Source organism: Aquabacterium fontiphilum, assembly GCF_009909205.1.
In the GTDB taxonomy this organism is placed as follows: domain Bacteria; phylum Pseudomonadota; class Gammaproteobacteria; order Burkholderiales; family Burkholderiaceae_C; genus Aquabacterium; species Aquabacterium fontiphilum.
Genome location: NZ_JAAAPN010000002.1, coordinates 260,633 through 285,491 on the forward strand (window position 1 = coordinate 260,633; position 24,859 = coordinate 285,491).

Consider the following 24,859-nt stretch of genomic DNA (forward strand, 5'->3'; position numbering starts at 1 on the left):
GCCTCTAGAGATTGCCATGAGCCAAGACAACCCAGCCAAGCCCGCCAACCCGAAAAAAGGCGGTGCCGAGGCGCCCGAGTCGACCTACCGCGCCACGCTGAACATGCCCGATACCCCCTTCCCGATGCGGGGGGACCTGCCCAAGCGCGAGCCGGGCTGGGTGGCCGATTGGGAAAAGAACGATCTGTACGGCAAGCTGCGCGCCGCGCGCCAGGGCGCGAAGAAGTTCGTGCTGCACGACGGTCCGCCCTATGCCAACGGCAACATCCACATCGGTCACGCCGTCAACAAGGTCCTCAAGGACATGATCGTCAAGGCCCGCCAGTTGGCCGGCTACGACGCCATCTATGTGCCCGGCTGGGACTGCCACGGCCTGCCCATCGAGAACCAGATCGAAAAAACGCACGGCCGCAACCTGAGCCGCGACGACGTGCAGGCCAAGGCCCGCGTGTATGCCGGCGAGCAGATCGACGGGCAGCGTGCGGACTTCAAGCGCTTGGGCGTGCTGGGCGACTGGGCCCACCCCTACCTGACCATGAACTTCGGCAACGAGGCCAACGAGATCCGGGCCTTGAAGAAGATCATGGAGCGGGGCTTTGTCTATCGCGGGCTCAAGCCCGTGTACTGGTGCTTCGATTGCGGCTCGTCACTGGCCGAGTTCGAGATCGAGTACATGGACAAGAAGTCCAACACGCTGGACGTGGCCTTCCTGTGCGCTGAGCCTGAGAGGCTGGCCGCCGCCTTTGGCGTGAGCAGCCTCGCCAAGGACGCCTTCACCGTGATCTGGACCACCACCGCGTGGACGATCCCGGCCAACCAGGCGCTGAACATGCACGCCGAGCTGAGCTACGCCCTGGTCGACACACCCAAGGGCCTGCTGGTGCTGGCCGAAAGCCTGGTTGAAAAAGCCACGGCCCGCTACGGCTTCGAGCCCGAGCAGGTCAAGGTGCTGGCCACCACCTCCGGCGCCAAGCTGGAAGGCCTGAAGTTCAAGCACCCCCTGGCGCATGTGGATGCCGGTTACGACCGCCTGAGCCCGGTCTACCTGGCCGACTACGTCAGCGCCGAAGACGGCACGGGCATCGTGCACGCGGCGCCCGCCTATGGCGTGGATGACTTCAACAGCTGCGTCACTCACGGCCTGAAGTTCGACGACATCCTCAACCCGGTGCAAGGCAATGGCGTGTACAGCGCCGACCTGCCTCTGTTCGGCGGTCAGCACATCTGGAAGGCCGTGCCTGTCATCCTCGAGGCGCTGAACGACGCCGGCCGCCTGCTGGCCACCAAAGAGATCACCCACAGCTACCCGCACTGCTGGCGCCACAAGACGCCGGTGATCTACCGCGCCGCGGCGCAGTGGTTCGTGCGCATGGACGAAGGCGACGGTGTGTTCACGGCCGACAAGGCCCCCAAGACCTTGCGCCAGACCGCGCTGGATGCCATCGACCAGACCACCTTCTACCCCGAGAATGGCCGCGCCCGCCTGCGCGACATGATCGCCAACCGCCCCGACTGGTGCATCAGCCGCCAGCGCAACTGGGGCGTGCCGCTGCCGTTCTTCCTGCACAAGGTGACGGGCGAGTTGCACCCCGATACGCCCGCGCTGATGGACCGTGCCGCCGCACTGGTGGAGCAAGGCGGCGTTGAGGCCTGGGCCAAGCTGGATCCGGCCGAATGGCTGGGTGAGCAAGCCAGCGAGTACAGCAAGTCCACCGACATCCTGGACGTGTGGTTCGACTCGGGCACCACCTTCTTCCACGTGCTCAACAGCGAGCGTGGCAGCCATGCGCTGGCCGGCCATGCCGACGGCCCCGAGGCCGACCTCTACCTGGAAGGCCACGACCAGCACCGGGGCTGGTTCCACAGCTCGCTGCTGGCCGCTTGCGCCATCTATGGCCGCGCGCCCTACAAGGGCCTGCTGACGCACGGCTTCACCGTCGACGGCCAGGGCCGCAAGATGTCGAAGTCGGTCGGTAATGTGGTGGCGCCGCAAGAGATCAGCAACAAGATGGGCGCCGAGATCATCCGCCTGTGGGCGGCCTCGACCGACTACTCCGGCGACCTGGGCATCGACGACAAGATCCTCGCCCGCGTGGTGGACGCCTACCGCCGCATCCGCAACACGCTGCGCTTCCTGCTGGCCAACACGTCGGATTTCAACCCCGACACCGATGCCGTGCCGCTCAGCGAGCTGCTCGAGATCGACCGCTACGCCCTGGCCCGTGCCTCGCAGCTGCAGGAAGACATCCTGGCGCACTACGAGCGCTACGAGTTCCACCCCGTGGTGGCCAAGCTGCAGGTCTACTGCTCGGAAGACCTGGGCGCCTTCTATCTCGACGTGCTGAAGGACCGCCTCTACACCACCGGCGCGAAGAGCCACGCACGGCGCAGCGCCCAGACCGCGCTGTGGCACATCACCCATGCGATGCTGCGCTGGATGGCCCCTTTCCTGAGCTTCACGGCCGAAGAGGCCTGGAAGATCTTCCAGGCTGGCCATGGTCAGACCGAGACCATCTTCACCGAGACCTACTGGGACTTCCGCGAGGCCGACAAGGACACCGAATTGCTGGCCAAGTGGACGCGCATCCGCGCCTTCCGTGAAGAGGTCAACCGCCAGATTGAAGAGGTGCGCACGCGTGGTGAGGTGGGCGCCTCGCTGCAGGCCAATCTGTTCGTGACCATCAACGCCGATGACGCCCGCCTGCTCGCCGATCTGCGCAGCCTGGGCGACGACCTGAAGTTCGTCTTCATCGTCTCGGGCGTGGAGCTGGCAGAAGGCCATTCGACCCAGATCGAGGTGAACCCGTCGAAGGCCGTCAAGTGCGAGCGTTGCTGGCACTACCGCGACGACGTCGGCATCAACCCTGCGCACCCGACCATTTGCGGGCGCTGTGACACCAACCTCCACGGCGCGGGTGAACACCGCGTGCACGCGTGATGGCCAAGAAGTCTTCTGCCGGCAACCCCGGCCTGCTGCCCTGGTTGGGCATCGCCTTCATCATCATCCTGTTGGACCAGTTCACCAAGACGCTGATCGTGGGCTACTTCCAGCTCGGCGACAGCCGTGAGGTCTTCTCGTTCTTCAACGTGGTGAGGGTGCACAACCACGGCGCCGCGTTCTCGATGCTGGCCGGAGCCGGAGGCTGGCAGCGCTGGTTCTTTGTCGGGCTGGGCGTGGTTGCCGTCGGTTTCATGCTTTACATGCTGCGTCAGCATGGCGGCCAGCGCCTGTTTGCCTGGGCGCTGACGCTGATCATGGGCGGGGCGGTGGGCAATGTGATCGACCGGCTCATACACGGCTACGTGGTCGACTTCCTCGACTTCCACTTCGCCTTTCTGACGCCCGTCTTTCATGGCGGGCACTTCCCCTCATTCAACATCGCCGACGTGGCGATCACGGTGGGGGCCATGCTGCTGATCGCCGACGAGATTCGCCGAGTGAGACAAGGCGGCTGAGCCCCGCACGGTGTGGGGATAAGCCCCGCATGGCAGTGTCAGAGGCCTGTGCTACGCTGAATGCAGCACATTGACTCTGACACCTGTTCACCATGCCTGGCCTGCTGCCCCACATCGATCCCGACGGACTGCTGGAGTTTTCGGTCGTCTACACCGACCGCGCGCTCAACCACATGTCCAAGCGCTTCCAGGGCGTGATGACTGACATCTCGGCCATGCTCAAGCGCGTGTACCACTCCCATTCCGCGGTGCTGGTGCCGGGCAGTGGCACCTTCGGCATGGAGTCGGTCGCGCGCCAGTTCGCGCATGACAAGCATGTGCTCGTGATCCGCAACGGCTGGTTCAGCTATCGCTGGACGCAGATCTTCGACATGGGCCGCATTCCGGCCAGCCACACCGTGATGAAGGCGCGCCGCATCGGCGACGGCCCCCAGGCGCCGTGGGCGCCGGCTCCCATCGACGAGGTCGTGGCCACCATTGCGCGAGAGAAGCCCGCTTTGGTGTTCGCGCCGCATGTGGAGACGGCGGCTGGCATGATCCTGCCGGATGACTACCTCAAGGCCGTGGCCGATGCGGTGCACGCTGTGGGCGGGCTGTTTGTGCTCGATTGCATCGCCTCGGGCGCGATGTGGGTCGACATGCAGGCCACGGGCGTGGACGTGCTGATCAGCGCACCGCAGAAGGGTTGGAGCAGCTCGCCCTGTTGCGCCATGGTGATGCTCAGCCAGCGCGCCCGCGAGGCCATCGACGCCACGCAGAGCTCCACCTTCGCGATGGATCTGAAGAAGTGGCTTCAGATCATGGAAACCTATGAGGGCGGCGGCCACGCCTACCACTCGACCATGCCCACCGACGCACTGGTGCGTCTGCGCGAGGCCATGGCCGAGACCGAGGCCTATGGCTACGAGAAGGTGCGACAGGAGCAGATCGCGCTGGGGCGCGAGGTGCGCGCGCTGACCGTGCGCCATGGCTTCCCGAGCGTGGCGGCCGAGGGCTTCCAGGCCCCGGGCGTGGTAGTGAGCTACACCACCGACCCAGACATCCAGAACAGCAAGAAGTTCCTCGCGATGGGCCTGCAGACGGCCGCCGGCGTGCCGCTGCAATGCGACGAGCCGGCCGATTTCCGCAGCTTCCGCATCGGGCTGTTCGGGCTGGAGAAGTGGCACAACGTGCCGCGCACCGTGCAACAGCTGTCGGAAGCGCTGGCGGCCGTGGCGCCGGCGCAGGCCGCAGCGGCCTGACACGCCACCGCCTCCTTGGCACAACCCGGCCGTGGTGGTCGGGCTTTACGCGACCCTTGCCGCGAGCCGGTTCGCCAGCGCTTAGCATCGGGGCTCCATACAGGAGCAGGGCATGCGTGTGACGTTGGCGGCGACTCACCTGCGCCGATGGCTGCCGTGGGCAGTGGTGGGTGCATTGGCGGTGGTGGCTTGGGGGCTGTGGGCCCAGGGGCGTGATGCGGGCGGCACGGGGCCGAAGCGGGCTGCAGCGCCCGCCCCGGTGCGCGTGGCCACCGTGGGGCAAGAAGATGTGGTCGCCGAGGTGCAGGCGGTCGGCATGGTGCAGGCCGCGGCGCAGGTCGTCGTGCGCCCACGTGTCGAAGGCCTGCTGGCCAGCGTGGCGTTTCGCGAAGGACAACTGCTGCGCCAGGGCGAGGTCATCGCCCGGCTCGATGACCGCGAGGCGCGCGCCGAGGTGGCCCGCTGGCAGGCAGAAGTCGACCGGCTGACGCACCAGCTCACACTCGCCCGAGCAGACCAGCAACGTTACGACGATCTGGCCAGCCAGGCGGCAGTCTCCACCCAGCAGCGTGACCAACAGGCCGCACAAACCCGCCAGATCGATGCCCAGCGCCGCGCAGCACAAGCCAGTCTGGCCGCCGCGAAAGTGCAGCTCGACCATACCGTGATCCGAGCGCCCATCAGCGGTCGCGCCGGGCTCAAGGGCGTGGATCCGGGCAATCTGGTGCGACCCTCCGATGAGCGCGGGCTGCTTACCATCACGCGGCTGGATCCAGTGCATGTGGTGTTTGCCGTGCCCCAGGCGCGCTGGCAGGCCGTGCGCGAGGCCTTGCAGACGCCGGGCGGCGACGCCGTGCCGGTGCGCCTGAGCGAGGGGCCGGAGGGCGCGCAGAATGCGACCGCCGGTGCGGCGGCGCCGCTCATGGGCCGCGTGCTCACGCGCGACAACCAGATCGATGCCGCCACGGGCACCTTGCGCCTCAAGGCCGAATTCGCCAACGCCGACGAGCGCCTGCTGCCGGGGCAGCCGGTCACCGTGCGCCTGCCGGTCCAGACCTGGCGCCAGACGCTGGTGGTGCCGGCCGCGGCGCTGCAGCAGGGCCTGCGCGGGCCCATGGTGTGGCGCCTGAAGCCGGGTGATGGCGCGCTGCAGGCCGAGCCCGTGTGGATCGAGGTGCGCTGGCAGGACGACGCGCGTGTGGCCGTGGTCAGCGGGCTGGCGGCGGGCGACCGTGTGGTGGTCGATGGTCATGCGCGACTGAAGCCGGGCGCACCGGTGCGCGTGCTGACACAAGAGGGTGCGAAAGAGGGGACGCAGGAGGGCCGCGATGGCGACAGCCGCTGAGCAGGCTGACCGGCAGACCAGCCCGCCGCCCGCCAGCCTCATGGTGCGTTGGGCGCACTGGTGTGTGGCCCATCCAGTCGCCACGGTGTTGCTGACGCTGGCGGTCGTGCTGCTGGGCGTGCTGGCGTTCCCCAGGCTGCCGGTGGCGCCGCTGCCCCAGGCCGAGTTTCCCACCATCCGGGTGTCGGCCAACCTGCCCGGCGCCAGCCCGGAAACCATGGCATCGGCCGTGGCCACCCCGCTGGAGGTGGCGCTCAGCGGCGTGCCCGGCATCCTCGAGATGTCGTCCACCAGTGCGCAGGGGCGCGTCAGCATCACGCTGCAGTTCACGCTGGACAAGAACATCAACGTGGCCGCGCAGGAGGTGCAGGCCGTGCTGACCAGTGTGCAGGGGCGACTGCCGGACGACATGCCCTCGCCCCCGACCTGGCGCAAGGTCAATCCGGCCGACAGCCCGATCCTGGTGCTCAAGGTGCAGTCCAGCGTGTTGTCGATGACCGAGCTCAGCGACCTGGCCGACACGGTGATCGCCCGTCAGATCGGCCAGATCGACGGCGTGTCCGAGGTCGGCATCACGGGTCAGCAGCGCCCGGCCATCCGCATCCAGGCTTCGCCCGCCGCGCTGGCCGCCCGCGGGTTGACGCTGGCCGATGTGCGCAGCGCGGTCAACCGCACCAGCCTCAACCAGCCCACTGGCGCGCTGGTGGGCAGTGAGCGCAGCGCCAACCTGCAGACCAACAACCAGTTGCGCGAGCCGGCCCAGTTCGCCGATCTGGTCCTGCGCAGCGCCGATGGGCTGCCGGTGCGGCTGGGCGACGTGGCCCGCGTGAGCTGGGGGGCGGAGAATGATTTCGTGCAGGCCTGGCAGGACGGCCGCGAGGGCCTCAACCTCATCATCCGCCGTCAGCCCGACGCCAACATCGTCGCCACGGTGGACCGCATCCTGGCCGCGCTGCCCGCGCTGGCCGAACGCCTGCCGGCCAGTGTTGACGTGGGCGTGCTCAATGACCGCACGCGCACCATCCGCTCGTCGCTGCATGAGGTCCAGCTCACGCTGGTGCTGACGGTGGTGCTGGTGGTGGCGGTGATGGGCGCTTTTCTGCGCCAGGTGTCGGCCACCATGATCGTGGCCACCGTGCTGGGCGTATCGCTGTGCGCCACGGTGGGGGTGATGTACCTGCTGGGCTTCAGCCTGAACAACCTCACGCTGGTGGCGCTGATCATCGCCGTGGGTTTTGTGGTGGACGACGCCATCGTCGTCGTCGAGAACATTCACCGGCAGATGGAAGCGGGGCTGCGCATGCCGGAGGCGGCCATCCGGGGTGTGGGCGAGATCGGGTTCACCGTGGTGTCCATCAGCCTGTCGCTGGTGGCGGCCTTCATCCCGTTGCTGTTCATGGATGGCGTGGTCGGTCGGCTGTTCTTCGAGTTTGCCGTCACGGTGGCGCTGGCTGTGCTGCTGTCTGTGCTGGCCGCCCTCACGCTGGCGCCGATGATGGCCGCGCGCATGATGCACAAGGCGCCCGCGCATACCGAATCAGGCTGGGTCGAGCGGCTGGTCGCGGCCTATGGCCGCAGCCTGGGCTGGGCGTTGCACCACCCGCGCACGATGATGGGCGTCTTTGCGTTGAGCGTGGCGGCTGCGGTGTGGGGCTACATCGCGATTCCGAAGGGCTTTTTTCCGCTTCAGGACACGGCCTTCGTGCTGGGCACCACCCAGGGTCCGCAGGATGCCTCGTTCGAGGACATGAAGGCCCGCCATGCGGCCCTGGCCGAGATCGTCTCGCGCGACCCGGCCGTGCAGGCCTATGCCCATGCCGTGGGCGCCACAGGGGGCAGCGATCACTTGTCGAGTGGGCGCTTTTGGATCGTGCTCAAGGACCGCAGCGACCGCGACGTGTCGGCCCAAGGCTTCATCGACCGCTTGCGGCCGCAGCTCGCTCAGGTGCCCGGCGTCACGCTGTTCCTGCGTGCCGCCCAAGACATCAACCTGGGCACGGGCCCGGCGCGCACGCAGTATCAGTACGTGCTGCGTGGCGCCGACAGCGCCGAGCTGGCCGAGTGGGTCAGCCGTCTGACGCCCCGCTTGGCGGAGATGCCGCAACTGCGCGATGTGTCGAACGATCTGCAGATGGGCGCGGGCCTGTTGAGGCTGGAGATCGACCGCGATGCCGCTGCGCGCCACGGCCTGACGGTCGACGACATCAGCCAGGTGCTGTACAGCGCCTATGGCCAACGCCAAATTGCCGAGGTCCAAACCGAGGTCAGCCAGTATCCCGTGCTGCTCGAAATCGATGCGGCCCTGCGCGGCCGCGCCGACAGCCTGGAGTGGTTGCATCTGCGCTCGCCGACCACCGGCGCCATGGTGCCGCTGGGGGCGGTCACGCGCGTGGCGCCGCGCAGCACCGGCCCGGTCAGCATCGGGCGCGATGGCATGCAGCCGGCCGTGACGTTGTCGTTCAATCTGGCGCCTGGCGTGTCGCTGGGTGAGGCCGTGCAGCGCATCGAGGCGGCTCGCGTCGAGATGGGCGTGCCGGCCACCGTGACAGGCCAGTTCCGTGGCGCGGCCCAGGCCTTTCAGGACGCGCTGGACAGCCAGCCCTGGCTGATCCTGGCCGCGCTGGTGGCGGTCTACATCATCCTGGGGGTGCTGTATGAAAGCTTCGTCCACCCGCTGACCATTCTGTCAACGCTGCCCTCGGCCGGCGTCGGGGCCGTGGCCTTGCTGTGGCTGGTCGACGAGCCGTTTTCCATCATGGCGCTCATCGGTCTGGTGCTGCTGATCGGGATCGTCAAGAAGAACGGCATCCTGCTGGTGGACTTCGCGCTCACGGCCCAGCGCCAGCAGGGCCTGCCCGCGCGCGAGGCCATGCATGCGGCGGGGGTGGCCCGCTTCCGCCCCATCATGATGACCACCCTGGCGGCGCTGTTGGCCGCGATTCCGCTGATGCTGGGTTTGGGCACGGGGGCGGAGCTGCGCCAGCCTCTGGGCTATGCGGTGGTGGGCGGTTTGCTGGTCAGCCAGTTGCTCACGCTGTACACGACGCCGGTGGTTTACCTGATGCTGGATCGCTTCGTGCGCCAACGTGCCCCGGGTCAACCCCCGAACCACGCGGTTTCACCAATGACGTGAATCCGTCACAGGCGTAACTTGGTGGCATCCCCAAGCGCTGGAGAGGATGCACCATGGGCACCACCACCCGTCTGTCGCCTGCTGTGATGTCGCGTCGACGCAGCCCGCGTCGCAAGGTGTCGGCCCGCCGACCTGCATCCTGGCCGGCGCAGCCCAGCGTGAGCGAGGCGGCTGAGCCGGTGCCTTCCGTGTTCATGACCCCGCTGGCCGAGGCGCCACTCAAGCCGGTGATGGGGCTGGCCGAGACACCCGGGCAGGTGGCCTGGTCGCCCGTGCTGGATGCCGAGCGTGACCCCGCCCGCGAGCCCAGCGTGCTCGACATGCCGCTGGCCGAACTGAGCTGGCGTGACCCGTTTCGCTGGCTGGCGCTGGGCTGGCAGGATTTCTCGCGCACGCCGGGCATTGGCCTGTTCTATGGGGTCTGTTTTGTGGTGATGGGCTGGCTGCTGCTGGCCGTCTTCAATTACGCGCCCGAGTACACGCTGGCGCTGTCGGCTGGCTTTCTGTTGATGGGCCCGTTTCTGTGTCTGGGCCTGTATCAGGTCAGCCGCAGCCTGAGCCAGGGGCGTCAGCCCAGGCTGCTGAGCTCGCTCACCGCCTGGCGCTTCAGCAGCGGCCAGCTGGCCATTTTTGCCGCCGTGTTGCTGGTGCTCGAGATGCTCTGGGGGCGGGCGGCCATGATCGTGTTTGCTGTCAGCTTCAGCGGTGTGCCCGATTTCAGTCTGCCGCTGGCCGAGTTGATGACCGAAGAATATCTGGTCTTCTTCACCGCCTACCTGGCCGTGGGCGCCGTGTTCGCCGGCCTGATCTACGCCATCAGCGTCATCAGCATGCCCATGATCATGGACCGGGCGGTTGACGCCATCTCGGCCGGCTTGGCCAGCATGCGTCTGGTGACCACCCAGCCCGGCATCATGTTGCTATGGGGCGCCCTGATCACCTTGCTGGTGGGACTGGCCATGCTGCCCGGCTTCCTCGGACTGCTGGTGGCTGCGCCGGTGCTGGGCCACGCGTCGTGGCATGCCTACGTTGCCGCCACGAAGCGGCCGGCCGACGCGCAAGACAACTCGCCTTGAATCAAAGCCCTGCTCTTTGAAAGGGCATGCATCCAGTGTGAATTCCGTCACGTAGCTGGAAGAGGTCGCGCATCCGCGCGGCTTTCACCATCACACATTCCAGCTAGGAGTTCACCATGAAATGGCGTATTGCGGCCCTGGCCGCGGCTTGTCTGTCCGTCCAAGTCCTGCCTGCCCACGCAGAGCGGCTTGTCGGTCTCACCACCACCAACCAGCTGATCCAGCTCGACAGCACGGCGCCCACCATGGGATTCAACGCTGTGCAGGTCAGCGGGCTCATGAGCAATGAACGCCTGCTGGGCATGGATTGGCGTCCCTCCGATGGCATGCTCTACACCTTGAGCAGCCTGGGCCGCCTGTACACGCTGGACGTTCAGTCCGGCGCGGCCACCCTGCTGGGCACGCTGAACGCCGGCAGCCCGGCGGCAGGCGGCGGGAGCTTCATGGGCTTGTCTGGTACCTCGTTTGGCATCGACTTCAACCCCGTGCCCGACGCCGGCATGAGCCTGCCATCGCTGCGCGTGGTCAGCAACGCGGGCCAGAACCTGCGCATCAACGTCAACGCTGGCAACGAAGGACAGACCTTCGTTGATGCCCCGCTCAATGGCGCGACCAGCACCATCGTGGCCTCCGCTTACACCAACAACGACACCAATCCGGCCACCGGCACCACGCTGTACGGCATCGATGCCAGGACGGGCGCACTGTTCACCACCGCGGCACCCAACGCCGGCACCATGACCTTTGTCGGCAGCCTTGGCGTGAACGTGATTGGGGTCTCCGGATTCGATGTGTCGCCCAGCGGCAAGGCCTACGCGGCGCTGACCGATGGCGACACCGGCCTGAGCCAGCTCTACCGCATCGACCTGATGACGGGGGCCGCCACCAGCCTTGGGGCCTTTGGCGTGGGCGGGAACGTGCTGCAGGCGCCGCTGGTCGGCCTGACCGCCATTCCCGCCGTGCCGGAGCCGAGCACCTGGGTGATGGCCATCGCTGGCCTGGCGCTCGTGGCGGGCGTGGCGCGCCGTCGTCAGGCCGTCGCCTGACGCACTCCGCCGGCTGCTGGTGTAATCGCAGGGTGTGCCATCTTCCCTGAAGGGATGCCTTGTCGATTGCCGTGCCGCCTTGGCGGGTGCTGACCTGCCTGCTCATCCCGCCTGTCATGTGGTCTGCCAATGCCGTGGTGGGCCGACTCATGGTGGGCGTGGTGCCGCCTGCCACGCTCAATGCCCTGCGCTGGGCGCTGGTGGCGGTGTTGCTGCTGCCCCTGGCTGCGCGTGCGGTCAGGCAGCCTGCAGATTGGTTGTCGCGCTGGCGCCACCTGATCGTGCTAGGGGCGCTGGGCGTGGGCAGCTACAACCTGCTGCAGTATCTGGCGCTGCACACGGCGTCGCCCATCAACGTTACCTTGATCGCGGCCACCTCGCCGGTGTGGATGATGCTGGTGGGGTGGTTGCGCCATGCACAGGCGCTGCACGCGCGGCAGGCGCTGGGCGCGGTCGCATCGCTGGCCGGCGTGGCCACCGTCATGTCGCAAGGGCGCATGGACACGCTCACGCACTGGCAGTGGGTGCCTGGCGACCTGTACATGCTGCTGGCCAGCCTGGCCTGGGCGATTTACAGCTGGATGCTGGCGCGCCCGCCGGCCCACCTGCGGGGCGCTGCGCGCCCCGACTGGAACTGGGCCGATTTCTTGTGGGTACAGGTCATGTATGGCCTGCTGTGGGCCGTGCTGGCCGCCGGGGTAGAACAGGCCCATGTGCCCGATGGGGCGGGGTGGGTCTGGTTGCGTGACCCGTGGGCCTGGCTGGCCATCGTCTTCATCGCGCTGGGCCCGTCGCTTTGGGCCTACCGCTGCTGGGGTCTGGCTGTGCAGGCGGTCGGCCCGACCCGCGCGGCTTTCTTTGCCAACCTCACGCCGCTGTTTGCGGCCATGTGGTCGCTGATGCTGCTGGGCGAAGGCCCTGCCTGGTATCACCCCGTGGCACTCGGCCTCATTGCGGCAGGCATCGCCCTGTCATCGCGCCGCGAGGGTGCGGCTGACAAACAGGTCGATAAACAAGGAGGCGACCAGGCCGCGGGCCCGCCCTGATCCTGCGCCAGACCGCGGGTTCAGCGCACGCGCCGCGGGCCACCGCCACCGAACGGCGGTTGACCGCGCCAGTAGCGCATCATCAGCCAGCCGCCCAGCATGCCACCAAGGTGGGCGAAGTGGGCCACGCCAGAGGCTGTGCCCGTGACGCCGAAGAACAGCTCGATGCCGCCGTAAATGGCCACGAACACCTTGGCCTTCATCGGGATCGGCGGGAACAGCGGCATGATGGTGCGGTTGGGGAACATCATCCCGAAGGCCAGCAACAATCCGAACAGGCCGCCCGAGGCGCCTACCGTCGGGTTGGGCGAGCCGCTCAGCAGCGAAATCACCAGCTGCGCGCCGGCTGCAGCCAGCACCGAGGCAGCAAAGAACTGCATGTAACGGCGCGGGCCCCAGATCCGCTCGAGCTCGCCGCCGAACATCCAGATCCCGAACATGTTGAAGAACAGGTGCATGATCGAGCCGTGCAGGAAGGCGTAGGTGCCGATCTGCCAGGGCATGAAGAAGGGGCTCTGCACCGGCCACAACGCCATGTAGGCCGACAACATGTGGTTGAGCGCGATGTCCAGGCAGAACACGGCCACGTTGATGAGGATGAGCGCCTGGGTGATGGGGGGCAAGGGTGGCATGCGGTGCAGCGGGTGAACGCAATGGAACCCGCATGATAGGCGCATCGGGCATTGGCATGCATTTCGCTGGGCTCTGGCAACATGTCCATGGTCTGTCATCAGGAGCGCGCATGCACGCCGACTTCCCCGCCTTGAACGTCGTTCACCACCCGCTGGTGCAGCACAAGCTCACCTGGCTGCGCCACGCCGACACCAACACCGATGTCTTTCGCAGTCTGCTGCGCGAGGTCAGCCAGCTGCTGGCTTACGAGGCCACGCGCGACCTGCCCACCGAGCCCATGGCCATCCAGACGCCGGTGGCGCCCATGGAGTCGCCGGTGATCAGCGGCAAGAAGCTGTGCATCGTCTCCATCCTGCGCGCGGGCAACGGCATGCTCGATGGCGTGCTCTCGGTCGTGCCCCTGGCGCGTGTGGGGCACATCGGCCTGTATCGCGACCACGCCACGCTGCAACCCGTCGAGTACTACCTCAAGCTGCCGGCTGACATCGCCGAGCGCCAGGTCATCGTCGTCGACCCCATGCTGGCCACCGGCAACTCGGCCGTGGCCGCCATCGACCGTATCAAGGCGGCGGGTTGCGGCCAGATCAAGCTCTTGAGCTTGCTGGCCGCGCCCGAGGGGGTGGCCACGCTGCAGGCCCACCACCCCGAGGTGCCCATCTTCACCGCGGCGCTCGACAGCCACCTCAACGAACACGGCTACATCGTGCCGGGCCTGGGCGATGCGGGCGACCGCATCTACGGCACGGTGTAAGGCGCACCATGCTCGACCTCATTGTTCGCGGCGCCAACCTGCCTGACGGCCGCACGGGCATCGACGTGGGCGTCTCAGCCGGACGCATCGTCGCGGTCGAGCCCGCCCTGTCAGCGCAGGCCGCCACCGAGCTCGATGCGCAGGGTCAGCTGCTCAGCCCACCCTTTGTCGACGCCCACTTCCACATGGACGCCACGCTCAGCCACGGCCTGCCGCGCGTCAACGCCTCGGGCACGCTGCTGGAGGGCATCGCGCTATGGGGCGAGCTCAAGCCACTGCTCACACAAGACGCCCTGGTCGAGCGGGCCTTGCGCTATTGCGACTGGGCCGTGGCCCAGGGCCTGTTGGCCATCCGAAGCCATGTCGACGTGTGCGATCCGCGGCTGCTGGCGGTCGAAGCGCTGCTGTACGTACGCGAGCGTGTCAAGCCGTATCTGGATCTGCAACTGGTCGCCTTTCCGCAAGACGGCCTGCTGCGTAGCCCGGGGGCACTGGATCACCTCACGCGTGCCCTCGACATGGGCGTGGACGTGGTCGGCGGCATCCCCCACTTCGAGCGCACCATGGCCCAGGGTGCCGAATCCGTGCGCATCCTGTGCGAGATGGCTGCCGAGCGCGGCCTCCGGGTCGACATGCACTGCGACGAAAGTGACGACCCGCTCTCGCGCCACATCGAGACCCTGGCCTGCGAGACCGTACGCCTGGGCCTGCAGGGCAGGGTGGCCGGCTCGCATCTGACCTCCATGCACAGCATGGACAACTACTACGTCAGCAAGCTCATCCCGCTGATCCGCGAAGCCGGCGTGGCCGCCATCGCCAACCCGCTGATCAACATCACCCTGCAGGGCCGGCACGACACCTACCCCAAGCGCCGCGGCATGACCCGGGTGCCCGAACTGCTGGCCGCGGGCGTGCCCGTGGCCTTCGGCCATGACTGCGTGATGGACCCCTGGTACAGCCTGGGCTCGGGCGACATGCTCGACGTGGCCCACATGGGTTTGCACGTGGCTCAGATGACTGGGCAGCAGGCCATGCGCCAGTGTTTCGATGCCGTGACGACCACGCCGGCGGGCATCCTGGGTCTGGCGGATTACGGGCTGGCCCCGGGCTGCCGCGCGGACTTCGTGCTGCTGCAGGCGCGCGACCCTGTGGAGGCCATCCGGCTGCGCGCCACGCGGCTGGCGGTGTTCCGCGGCGGCAAGCAGGTGGCCTGCACCCTGCCGCGCACCGCACAGTTGGCGTTGCCTGGCCGGCCAGCGGCCATCTCCTTCCAGCCATGAGCTGTGCTATCCTTTCAGGCTGACTGCTGTGCCCTGGTGGTGAAATTGGTAGACGCGCCGGATTCAAAATCCGGTTCCGAAAGGAGTGCCGGTTCGAGTCCGGCCCGGGGCACCACGCAGCAAGTCCACACCCGCGCTGGCCATGCGCGTGAGCCGCGTGACCATGAACTACCCCACCCTCGAAGACGCCATCGGCAAGACCCCGCTCGTACGCCTGCAGCGGGTGCCGGGTGCCGACAACGACGCGCGTGGCAATGTCATCCTGGCCAAGCTCGAGGGCAACAACCCGGCTGGTTCGGTCAAGGATCGCCCCGCGATCAACATGATCCGCCGGGCCGAAGCCCGGGGCGAGATCAAACCCGGCGACACCCTGATCGAAGCCACCTCCGGCAACACCGGCATCGCGCTGGCCATGGCGGCCGCCATCCGCGGCTACCGCATGGTGCTGATCATGCCGGAAGACCTCTCGATCGAGCGCGCCCAGACCATGAAGGCCTTTGGCGCCGAACTCATCCTCACGCCCAAGAGTGGCGGCATGGAGTACGCCCGCGATCTGGCCGACCAGATGGTGCGCGAAGGCAAGGGCGTCGTGCTCGACCAGTTTGCCAACCCCGACAACCCGGCGGTGCACTACGACACCACCGGCCCTGAGATCTGGGCCGATACGCAAGGCCGCGTCACCCATTTCGTCAGCGCCATGGGCACCACCGGCACCATCACGGGCGTGTCGAAGTTCCTCAAAGAGCAGAACCCGGCGGTGCGCATTGTGGGTGCCCAGCCGCAGGACGGCTCGCGCATCCCCGGCATCCGCAAGTGGCCCGAGGCTTACCTGCCCAAGATCTACGAACCCAGCCGGGTGGATGAGCTGGTGCTGGTCAGCCAGACCGACGCCGAAGACATGGCCCGTCGCCTGGCCCGCGAAGAGGGGCTGTTCTGCGGCATCTCTGCAGCCGGCGCCTGCTGGGCGGCGCTGCAGGTGGCGCACAATGTGCGCAACGCCACCATCGTCTTCGTGGTGTGCGACCGCGGAGACCGCTACCTCTCCACGGGCGTGTTCCCCGCCTGAATCCGGAAAGCCGTCATGGAGATCCACAAAGAAATCGACACCCGCGGCCTGACGTGCCCGCTGCCCATCCTGAAGGCCAAGAAGGCCTTGGCAGACATGCACAGCGGCGAGGTCCTCAAGGTGCTGGCCACCGACCCCAGCTCGGTCCGTGACTTCCAGGCCTTTGCCCGTCAGACCGGCAACGACCTCATCGAGCAGCACACCACCCAGGTCAACGGGCAGGACGAGTTCGCTCACCTGTTGCGTCGCCGCTGAGCGGCGGCGCGTCCCGCGCTTACTCGGCCAGCAGGTCGCCACCCTGTGGCGGTAGCAGGCCGAGGTGGCGATAAGCCGCGGCCGTGGCGATGCGCCCGCGCGGTGTGCGCTGCAGATAGCCCTGCTGGATCAGGTAGGGCTCGATCACATCCTCGATCGTCTCGCGCTCTTCGCCAATGGCTGCGGCGAGGTTGTCCAGCCCCACCGGCCCCCCGTCGAAGCGGTGAATGATGGCGTCCAGCAGCTTGCGGTCCATCACATCCAGGCCAATCGGGTCGACATCCAGCATCGCGAGTGCCTTGTCGGCCATATGTCGTGTGATGCGACCGTCTCCCTTGACCTCGGCATAGTCGCGCACCCGGCGCAGCAGGCGATTGGCGATCCGGGGTGTGCCCCGTGAGCGACGGGCCACCTCCATGGCGCCTTCCGGGTCGATCGGTGCGCCCAGCAACCCGGCCGAGCGCGTCACGATGCGCTGCAGCTCGCTGGCGGTGTAGAACTCCAGCCGCGCCACGATGCCGAAACGGTCGCGCAGCGGGTTGGTCAGCATGCCCGCGCGCGTGGTGGCGCCCACCAGCGTGAACGGCTGCAGATCCAGCTTGATCGAGCGCGCTGCCGGCCCCTCGCCAATCATGATGTCGATCTGGTAGTCCTCCAGCGCGGGGTAGAGGATCTCTTCCACCACCGGGCTCAGCCGGTGGATCTCGTCGATGAACAGCACATCGTGCCGCTCGAGGTTGGTGAGGATGGCTGCCAGGTCCTTGGGTTTCTCGAGCACCGGCCCCGAGGTCTGGCGCAGGTTCACACCCAGCTCGGTGGCGATGATGTGGCTCAGCGTGGTCTTGCCCAGTCCCGGTGGGCCGAACAGCAGCACGTGGTCCAGTGCCTCCTGACGCTTGCGCGCCGCGCCAATGAAGATCTCCAGCTGCTCGCGCGCCTTGGCCTGACCCACATACTCATCCAGATCTTTGGGGCGCAACGCGCGCTCCAGCGCCTCCTCGCCGCCGGGCGCCACCACGCCGCTGACCATCCGATCGGCTGCCAGGCCTTCCGGCTGATCCACCGCGGCGGCTGGGCGTTTGCCTTTGCGCATCGCGCCACCGGCCATGTCATCGGTCTGAATGCTCATGAGCTCATTATCCGCGCGCATCAACCTGTTGCCATCAAGCAACAATGGGCCGTGTGGACGTCCACATATGACAACCCTGTCATCAAAGCCCCGGAAAAACTCTGATGGAATGTGTGCAGTTTCGGCGAACGGGAATCATTCCTGCCCACAGGGCAACCCGGTCGAGACCCCTGGATCAACATTGGAGAAGTCAATGAAAAAGACCCTGATTGCTCTGGCTGCCGTCGCTGCCTCGTCTGCTGCTCTGGCTCAATCTTCCGTCACCATGTATGGCGTGGTGGATCTGTCACTGGAAAGCGTGAAGGGCGAAGAGTCCGTTTCCCGCGTGACCTCCAGCAACCACACCACGTCGCGTTTCGGCCTGCGTGGCACCGAAGACATCGGTGGCGGCCTGAAGGGCAAGTTCGTGCTGGAAACCGGGGTGGGCGCGGATACCGGTGCCAGCGGCAGCACCAGAGGCAGCTCGGTGTCCAACGCTCGCACCACTCGTTTCTTTGACCGCGCTGCGTGGCTGGGCCTTGAAGGTGGTTTCGGTGAACTGCGTCTGGGTCGCCAGGACACTTCGATCGGCGCCATCGCTGGCAACACGGCCATCACCGGTGCTCAGGCATACGATGATCTGGCCATCGTCGGTGTGTTTGCTGCGAGCAGCAACGCCTACCGTTATACGGACAACGCCATCACCTATGTGCTGCCCAAGCTGGCTCAAGGTCTGACCGCCCAGTTGCAGTACAGCACTGACGTGAACGGCACCGAAGTGGCGGACAGCGATGCTGGCAAGAACTATGGTCTCAGCGTGCAATACGCTGGCGGCCCGTTCGGCGCCGGCCTGGGCTATCTGCACGCCAAGGCAGACAATGACGAAGATCTGAAGCAGAAGGCGTTGCTGGCTTACGTGTCGTATGACTTTGGCGCGGCCAAGCTGACCGGTTACCTGAACCAGGACGACCAGACCAACGCCGACAAGAAGCGCAAGGTCTACGGTGTGCGCGTCGACGTGCCCGTGACGGAAGCCTTCAAGGCCCAGGTGTCGTTCTCTCAGGCCAAGGACATCAACTTCGGCGCGACCGCCGACAACGATGCCAAGATCCTGGCTCTGAAGGGCACTTACAACCTGTCCAAGCGCACCTCGCTGTACGGTCTGTTCACGCATGTGTCGAACGACGACGGCGCTCGCCTCCGCGTGGGTGGCTCCGACATCGCTCAACCGGACGCAGGCGACAGCTCGCGTGGTTTCGCGGTGGGTGTGGTTCACCGCTTCTGATTGGTTCCTACGGACCGACAAAGGGCCTTCGGGCCCTTTTTTATTGGTTTTGCGGACAAGCAAGCCCCTCTGTCGTCATTTCACGACACCTAGGTCAAACCCGGTGCGGTGATTCAGGGGAGAAAAGGACAATCCATTGACCCCTGAAACGCGGGGGGACCAAGGAGATACTTCATGCAAAAGACTGTTCTGACCCAAGCCGTTGCCGTGGCCCTCGCCACGTTCGGCGTGGGCGCTGCATACGCTCAATCCAGCCTGACGCTGTACGGTAACGCTGACGTCAGCGTTGACCACGTCAAGAAGACAGAAGGCGTTCGTCTGGTTCCGTTGAACCCCGCATCGCAGGGCGTGAAGTCCAGCGTGACCCGTGTGTCGCCCAGCGCCACGTCGCAGACGTCTTACGGCATCCGCGGTACCGAGGACATCGGTGGTGGCTTCAAGGCCTCGTTCGTGTTGGAAGGCCAGCTGTCACACGACACCGGCGCGCTGTCGCAGGATGGCCGTTTCTTTGGTCGCCAGAGCTACGTTGGCCTGACCACCCCGGTCGGTGAAGTCCGCCTGGGCCGTCAGTACGCCCCCATCTTCTACTCCACCGCCTTCGTGACCGGTGAGCGCTTTGGTGCAACCGACCTCTTCATCGAGGGCGGTGCCACCAACAACCTGATGGTGCGTCAGGACAACCAGATCAGCTACTGGCTGAAGGCAGGTGGTCTGACCGCGTCGGTGGCCTATACACCCAATGCCGGCGCCAACGACATCATCTCGGCGGCTCGCGGTGGCCAGGTGAGCTCCGCCAACGGCGGCATTCTGGGTAGCTCGGGTGCGGGTGGCGAGCGCGCCGGCAACAAGAACGGTCGCTCTGTCGGCTTCTTCGGTAACTACGCGTTCAACGACAACCTCAACGTTACCCTGGGCTACCACCGTAACGAGTTCGACGGCGCGGGCTTCGGTCTCTACAGCAGCGCGACCAACTCGACGACTGTGTCGACGTTCTCCCTGGACAAGTACAGCGCGCTGAACCTGGGCGCCAAGTACATCGTGCCGGGCAGCAACATCATGATCAGCGGTACCGCTGGCCAGGGCAAGTACGACATGACCGATGGTGACGGTTCCCTGAAGCTGCAGTTTGCGGCTGCGGGCGTGCGCGTGCCCGTGGATGCATGGACGTTCTCGGCTCAGGTGTCGCAGATCAAGTTCAAGAACTTCACCAAGGGTAAGGACACCGGTCTGATGCTGGGTACCGAGTACGCGCTGTCCAAGCGGACCTCGCTGTTCGCACGGTTCGTCCAGATCAAGGACGACGAAGGTCAGGCTGCAGACGCTGGTTTCCGCGCTGGTCCTGCAACCCTGGCTGTCGTGGGTGGTCCTGACGTGATCGCCACCTCGCTGGGCTTCCGCGAAACGCCGGTGTTCGCTGGCGCTGGCATCAACGCCGGCGGCAAGTCGACCTACTTCGGTGCAGGCGTGCGCCACACGTTCTGATCGCCTCGCGCGACCAGCAAAAAACCGCCTTCGGGCGGTTTTTTTTACGCCTGCGTGGCGAGCGCAGCAAGCGGGCCGGCGGCAGACGCCGGCCTGTCCCGCTCAGTCCACCAGCTTTTCCAGTTTGAACAGATCGGCCGCCTTCTCGCGCTCGCGTACCAGCACGACGCGCTCGCCATCCACCATCACCTCGGCTGCACGGCCGCGGGTGTTGTAGTTGCTGGCCATGGTCATGCCATAGGCACCGGCCGACAGCACGGCCAGCACGTCGCCGGGCTGTACCGCCAGTTGCCGGTCACGCCCCAGCCAGTCGCCAGATTCGCACACCGGGCCGACCACGTCCCAGGTTTCACCGGGCTCAGTGCGCTCATGCGTGTTGACGATGCCCATGTAGGCTTCGTAAAGCGCCGGGCGCATCAGGTCGTTCATGGCGGCATCGACAATGCAGAACTGCTTGTGCTCGCCAGGCTTGAGGTACATGACCTCGGTCAGCAGTACGCCCGCGTTGCCCACCAGGGAGCGGCCGGGTTCGAACAGCACCTCGCGGTGACCGTGGCCGCGTGCGTCGATCTTGGCCAGCAGCGCGGCGATCAGGGTATCGGCGCCGGGGGGGGTCTCATCGGTGTAGGTGATGCCCAGGCCGCCCCCCAGGTCCATGTGGTGCAGCGTGATGCCAGCCGCCTCGATGGCTTCAACCAGATCGAGTACACGGTCGAGCGCATCCAGATAGGGCGCCACCTCGGTGATTTGCGAGCCGATGTGGCAGTCAATGCCCACGACCTCAATGCCGGGCAGACTGGCGGCACGCCGGTAGGTTGCCAACGCTTGCTCGTGGGCGACGCCGAACTTGTTGCCTTTGAGGCCAGTGGAGATGTAGGGATGCGTGCCGGCATCCACGTCGGGGTTTACGCGCAGGCTCACGCGCGCGCGCTGGCCCATGCCTGCAGCAACCTCAGACAGCACCTCCAGTTCGGCCGTGCTTTCCACGTTGAAGCAGCGCACACCCGCGGCGATGGCCTGGCGCATCTCGTCACGCGTCTTGCCAACGCCCGAAAACACGACCTTGCTGGCTTCACCGCCCGCTGCCAACACGCGCGCCAGCTCACCGCCTGAGACGATGTCGAAGCCGCAACCGGCTTGCGCAAACGTCTGCAGCACGGCCAGGTTGGAGTTGGCCTTCACGGCATAACAGACCAGGTGAGGGCGACCGGCCAGGGCGCGTTGATAGGGGGCCAGCGCCGCCAGCATGGCACGGCGCGAGTACACGTACAGCGGCGTGCCGAAGCGGGTGGCCAGATCGCGCAGGCGATGGCCGTCAAGGCACAGTTCACCCGCATCGCGGCTCAGAAAGGGGGATCCAGGCAGGTTCATGGTCGGGTCGGGGGGGCAGGTTGCGCCGGTTGGTCTGGCGTGGTGGCGGCATGCGGTGCGCCGCCCGTCGGGGTGTTGGGCGATGACCGAGGCGTCTGGCCACCTTCTGGCTGGGGCAGGTACAGCGGGCCTTTGAGGCCGCAGGCGTTCAAGCCCAGGCTGGCGGCCAGCGCCACCAAGAGGGCTGCTCGCCGTCGTGGAGATGTGCGAGCAGGGTGTGCGTCACGCTGGCACATCCCTAGAATCCGGGCAGTGTTGTTCATGCCCACATTCTAAGGAAGCACCGATGTCCGCCCACGAGACCCCCTCTGGCTTGTCTGATGCGCAGTATGACGAGGCCATTCGCGCCACACTGGCCCGGCTGGAGCGCACAGTGGACGCCTGGCTGCAGGACGACGTCATCGACATCGACAGCGCCCGTACGGGCGGCATGATCACCCTGACCTTGCCCAATCGCAGTCAGCTCATCATCAACGCGCAGCCGCCCCTGCACGAATTGTGGTTGGCGGCGCGCAAGGGCGGCTTTCATTTCCGGCTGAGCACGGATGGGCGCTGGCTGGATACGCGCAGTGGCGCCGAGTTCTTTTCGCTGTTGTCGGACTGCGCGAGCGACCAAGCAGGGCAGCCGCTGCAGTTCGCCTGAGACGGGGCCCGCGAAAAGGGCCCCGCGGGGCTCGACTCCGTGACTCAGTTGTTGAACAGGTCGAGAATGTCGCGCCGCTCGCCCTCGCTGGGTACCGGCGGCGCATCGCGTGGTTCGCCTTCCTCCACCACGAGCTCGCGCACCCCGGTTGCGGGCGTGAATTCCTCGTAGTACCACTCGCCGCCCAGGTTCACGAGACCTTCGGGAGGCGTCGGCTCCATCACCGGCTTGCCACGCAGGGCGGTGCTCATGTAGTCGATCCACACAGGCAAGGCCAGCCCACCACCGGTTTCGCGGTCGCCCAGCTTGCGCGGCTTGTCGTAGCCGATCCACACCACGGCCACCTGGTGCAGCGAGTAGCCCGCGAACCAGGCATCCATCGAGTCGTTGGTCGTGCCGGTCTTCCCGTACAGATCAGGACGTTTGAGCGTGCCCTGCGCGCGCGCGGCGGTGCCTGAGCGGGTCACCTCCTGCAGCAGGCTGGACGTGATGAAGGCGTTGCGCGCGTCAATCGCGCGCATCCGCTCGTCCAGCGGCGACTCTCGGTGCTCGGCCAGCACCTGCCCCTGGCTGTCGGTCACCTTGACGATCAGTTCCGGATTCAGGCGATACCCGCCGTTGGCGAACACGGCGTAGGCGCTGGCCATCTGCAGGGGCGTGACGGAGCCGGCGCCCAACGCCATGGTCAGGTACGGCGGGTGGCGTTCGGCATCGAAGCCGAAGCGTGTCACCCACTCCTGGCCATACTGGGCGCCGACGGAGTGCAGCACGCGAATGGAAACCATGTTCTTGGACTTCGCCAGCGCCCGGCGCAGGCTCATGGGCCCTTCGAACTTGCCGTCGTAGTTCTTCGGCTCCCATGGCTTGCTGCCCGTGGCGCTCCCTGGGAAGAACAAGGGGCCGTCATTGACCATGGTGGATGGGGTGAAGCCTTTTTCCAGCGCAGCCGAGTAAATGAAGGGCTTGAAGCTGGAGCCGGGCTGGCGCCAGGCCTGCGTGACGCGGTTGAACTTGGCGCGATCGAACTCGAAGCCACCCACCATGGCGCGCAGCATGCCCGTTTGTGGATCAAGCGCCACGAACGCACCCTCGACCACTGGCATCTGCACAACGGACCACTTCTTTTGCCGATCCGGCATGACACGGATGATGGAACCCACCCGCACCTGTGTTTTGGGGTTGGCTTTGTCGCCCAGGCCGCTGGCGGCGGCGCGCACCGCATCCCCGGTCAGCTCGAGATGCTCGCCTGACTGCAGCGCAACCTTGAGTCGTCGCGCTTCGGCCTCCAGCACCACGGCGGCCACGATGTCGCCGCTGTCCGGATGATCCTCCAAGGCTTCTGCAATGGCCACATCCCACTGGTTGCGATCTGCGGGCAGATTCACATGACCTTCGGGGCCGCGCCAGACCTGGCGCCGGTCGAAATCCAGCAAACCCTTGCGCAACGCGTGGTAGGCCGCAGCCTGCTCGGCCATTGAAACCGAGGTGTACACATTCAACCCGCGGGTGTAAGCCTGTGAGCCGTAACGCTCGTGCACCAGCAGGCGTGCCGTCTCGGCAACGTACTCGGCTTCTGCCGGGATGCTGTCCTTGCGCCGGTAGCTCAGCTGTTCTTTCTTGGCTTGGTCCCGTTGCGCAGCCGTGATGAATCCGTTTTCGTACATCCGGTCCAGGATGTACAGCTGCCGCACGGTGGCGCGTCTCGGGTTGCGGATCGGGTTGTAGGCCGATGGGGCCTTTGGCAGGCCCGCCAGCATGGCTGCCTCGGCAATGCTGATTTCCTCCAGTGGCTTGCCGAAGTAGATCTCGCTGGCCGCCGCGAAGCCGTATGCCCGCTGACCCAGGAAGATGTGGTTCATGTAGAGCTCGAGGATCTGGTCCTTCGTCAGCTCGCTTTCAATCTTCAGCGCCAGCAGGATCTCGTAGATCTTGCGGGTGAAGGTTTTCTCGGTGGGCAGGTAGAAGTTGCGCGCCACCTGCATCGTGATGGTGGACGCGCCCTGGCTTCGGGCCTCTCCGAAGTTCGCCAGACCAGCCCGGATGACGCCGATGTAGTCCACTCCGTGATGCTCGTAGAAGCGCGCATCCTCGATCGCCAGCACGGCGTCCCGCATGACCTTCGGAATCTGCCGAATGCGCACGAAGTTGCGCTTTTCCTCACCGAACTCGCCGATCAACATGCCTTCGGCAGAGTACACACGCAGCGGCATCACCGGCCGATAGGCGCTCAGCCCGGTCACCTCCGGCAGCTTGGGGTAGGCCACCGAGAGTGCCGTGGCCAACAGCATGGCGCCAGCCAGGCCCGCCGCTGCCAGCAGTCCACCCGCGATCAGCAGGGGGCGGCCAAGGTACTGCCACCACCAAGTGTCGCGCAGCGCGCCGCGGCTGCGTGGCGAAGAAGATCGGGGCTCGGATGCGCTCATGGGGTTCGGCTCAATGCGGAGCCGTGATTATAGAAACCCCGGGGTTCTGACGCCCGGCCGATCTGCCTGCCCCAGCCCGCGGGTTTTTTGCGCGCGGGTTGCAACGGTTTGTAAGGCGTGTGCATCGCGCAACGAGCGCGGGATTTCTCCTGCTTTCTTCGCGTTCATTCACATTTTTTTTGCTGATACGATTCAACGGCTTTCTTTAACGTTCCAGCG

20 protein-coding genes and 1 tRNA gene are annotated in these 24,859 nt (G+C 66.3%); 16 read left to right on the forward strand and 5 right to left on the reverse strand.

What is annotated here, in order from left to right:
- Positions 1 to 16: 16 nt before the first annotated feature.
- The 8 genes from ileS to GTZ97_RS03290 all read left to right on the forward strand — a co-directional run bounded on the left by ileS (position 17) and on the right by GTZ97_RS03290 (position 12,343).
- Positions 17 to 2,938 carry an isoleucine--tRNA ligase gene (ileS, locus tag GTZ97_RS03255; protein WP_161649076.1) on the forward strand — a complete coding sequence of 974 codons (2,922 nt, stop codon included), beginning with the start codon at positions 17 to 19 and terminating at the stop codon, positions 2,936 to 2,938.
- Positions 2,938 to 3,456 carry a signal peptidase II gene (gene lspA / locus GTZ97_RS03260; protein ID WP_161649077.1) on the forward strand — a complete coding sequence of 173 codons (519 nt, stop codon included), beginning with the start codon at positions 2,938 to 2,940 and terminating at the stop codon, positions 3,454 to 3,456. The genes ileS and lspA overlap by 1 nt, the downstream gene beginning before the upstream one ends.
- A gap of 92 nt (positions 3,457 to 3,548) precedes the next feature.
- Positions 3,549 to 4,697 carry an aminotransferase class V-fold PLP-dependent enzyme gene (locus GTZ97_RS03265; protein WP_161649078.1) on the forward strand — a complete coding sequence of 383 codons (1,149 nt, stop codon included), beginning with the start codon at positions 3,549 to 3,551 and terminating at the stop codon, positions 4,695 to 4,697.
- Positions 4,698 to 4,809: 112 nt separating this feature from the next.
- Positions 4,810 to 6,042 carry an efflux RND transporter periplasmic adaptor subunit gene (locus tag GTZ97_RS03270; protein ID WP_161649079.1) on the forward strand — a complete coding sequence of 411 codons (1,233 nt, stop codon included), beginning with the start codon at positions 4,810 to 4,812 and terminating at the stop codon, positions 6,040 to 6,042.
- The gene (locus GTZ97_RS03275) at positions 6,026 to 9,175 is read left to right on the forward strand and encodes an efflux RND transporter permease subunit (RefSeq protein WP_330863538.1); all 3,150 of its coding nucleotides are present in this window, start codon (positions 6,026 to 6,028) and stop codon (positions 9,173 to 9,175) included. Before GTZ97_RS03270 ends, GTZ97_RS03275 begins: the two co-directional genes overlap by 17 nt.
- Before the next feature lie 53 nt (positions 9,176 to 9,228).
- Positions 9,229 to 10,251 (forward strand): DUF2189 domain-containing protein, encoded by a 1,023-nt coding sequence (locus tag GTZ97_RS03280; protein WP_236650982.1) that lies wholly within the window; start codon positions 9,229 to 9,231, stop codon positions 10,249 to 10,251.
- Between the two features lie 116 nt (positions 10,252 to 10,367).
- Entirely contained in the window at positions 10,368 to 11,297 is a 930-nt protein-coding gene (locus tag GTZ97_RS03285) for a DUF4394 domain-containing protein (RefSeq protein ID WP_161649080.1), read from the forward strand.
- Between the two features lie 59 nt (positions 11,298 to 11,356).
- Positions 11,357 to 12,343: a DMT family transporter gene (locus GTZ97_RS03290; RefSeq protein ID WP_201748142.1), complete on the forward strand. Its 987-nt coding sequence runs from the start codon at positions 11,357 to 11,359 to the stop codon at positions 12,341 to 12,343.
- Between the two features lie 20 nt (positions 12,344 to 12,363).
- Here the strand turns inward: GTZ97_RS03290 and GTZ97_RS03295 are convergent, their stop codons facing one another.
- Positions 12,364 to 12,975, reverse strand: a complete 612-nt coding sequence (locus GTZ97_RS03295; protein ID WP_161649081.1) for a rhomboid family intramembrane serine protease — start codon at positions 12,973 to 12,975, stop codon at positions 12,364 to 12,366.
- Between the two features lie 110 nt (positions 12,976 to 13,085).
- Here GTZ97_RS03295 and upp point away from each other — a divergent pair, with 110 nt between their 5' ends.
- The 5 genes from upp (at position 13,086) to GTZ97_RS03320 (ending at position 16,328) form a co-directional block, all read left to right on the forward strand.
- Complete coding sequence (gene upp, locus GTZ97_RS03300; RefSeq protein ID WP_161649082.1) at positions 13,086 to 13,727, forward strand: uracil phosphoribosyltransferase; 642 nt, start codon at positions 13,086 to 13,088, stop codon at positions 13,725 to 13,727.
- 8 nt (positions 13,728 to 13,735) lie between these two features.
- Positions 13,736 to 15,007: an amidohydrolase family protein gene (locus GTZ97_RS03305; RefSeq protein WP_161649083.1), complete on the forward strand. Its 1,272-nt coding sequence runs from the start codon at positions 13,736 to 13,738 to the stop codon at positions 15,005 to 15,007.
- A gap of 30 nt (positions 15,008 to 15,037) precedes the next feature.
- Positions 15,038 to 15,122 (forward strand) — tRNA-Leu (locus GTZ97_RS03310).
- 48 nt (positions 15,123 to 15,170) lie between these two features.
- A complete protein-coding gene (gene cysM / locus GTZ97_RS03315; RefSeq protein WP_161649084.1) occupies positions 15,171 to 16,073 on the forward strand; it encodes a cysteine synthase CysM in 903 nt (300 codons plus the stop codon).
- A 15-nt stretch (positions 16,074 to 16,088) separates the two neighbouring features.
- Positions 16,089 to 16,328 (forward strand): sulfurtransferase TusA family protein, encoded by a 240-nt coding sequence (locus GTZ97_RS03320; RefSeq protein ID WP_161649085.1) that lies wholly within the window; start codon positions 16,089 to 16,091, stop codon positions 16,326 to 16,328.
- Positions 16,329 to 16,347: 19 nt separating this feature from the next.
- On the opposite strand, the gene ruvB is transcribed toward GTZ97_RS03320, so the two are convergent.
- On the reverse strand, positions 16,348 to 17,457 hold the full coding sequence (gene ruvB, locus GTZ97_RS03325) for a Holliday junction branch migration DNA helicase RuvB (RefSeq protein WP_407926721.1): 1,110 nt from the start codon (positions 17,455 to 17,457) through the stop codon (positions 16,348 to 16,350).
- Between the two features lie 193 nt (positions 17,458 to 17,650).
- On the opposite strand from ruvB, the gene GTZ97_RS03330 reads away from it, so the two are divergent.
- Both GTZ97_RS03330 and GTZ97_RS03335 read left to right on the forward strand, forming a co-directional pair.
- Positions 17,651 to 18,721 (forward strand): porin, encoded by a 1,071-nt coding sequence (locus tag GTZ97_RS03330; protein WP_161649086.1) that lies wholly within the window; start codon positions 17,651 to 17,653, stop codon positions 18,719 to 18,721.
- A gap of 174 nt (positions 18,722 to 18,895) precedes the next feature.
- Complete coding sequence (locus GTZ97_RS03335; protein WP_161649087.1) at positions 18,896 to 20,203, forward strand: porin; 1,308 nt, start codon at positions 18,896 to 18,898, stop codon at positions 20,201 to 20,203.
- 102 nt (positions 20,204 to 20,305) lie between these two features.
- Here the strand turns inward: GTZ97_RS03335 and lysA are convergent, their stop codons facing one another.
- On the reverse strand, positions 20,306 to 21,574 hold the full coding sequence (lysA, locus tag GTZ97_RS03340; RefSeq protein WP_161649088.1) for a diaminopimelate decarboxylase: 1,269 nt from the start codon (positions 21,572 to 21,574) through the stop codon (positions 20,306 to 20,308).
- Positions 21,571 to 21,837, reverse strand: coding sequence for an LPS translocon maturation chaperone LptM (gene lptM, locus GTZ97_RS17055; RefSeq protein ID WP_407926722.1), 267 nt, complete (start codon positions 21,835 to 21,837; stop codon positions 21,571 to 21,573). The genes lysA and lptM overlap by 4 nt, the downstream gene beginning before the upstream one ends.
- Before the next feature lie 50 nt (positions 21,838 to 21,887).
- On the opposite strand from lptM, the gene cyaY reads away from it, so the two are divergent.
- Complete coding sequence (cyaY, locus tag GTZ97_RS03350; RefSeq protein WP_407926726.1) at positions 21,888 to 22,217, forward strand: iron donor protein CyaY; 330 nt, start codon at positions 21,888 to 21,890, stop codon at positions 22,215 to 22,217.
- A gap of 44 nt (positions 22,218 to 22,261) precedes the next feature.
- On the opposite strand, the gene GTZ97_RS03355 is transcribed toward cyaY, so the two are convergent.
- Positions 22,262 to 24,640, reverse strand: a complete 2,379-nt coding sequence (locus GTZ97_RS03355) for a penicillin-binding protein 1A (protein WP_161649090.1) — start codon at positions 24,638 to 24,640, stop codon at positions 22,262 to 22,264.
- Between the last annotated feature and the right edge of the window lie 219 nt (positions 24,641 to 24,859).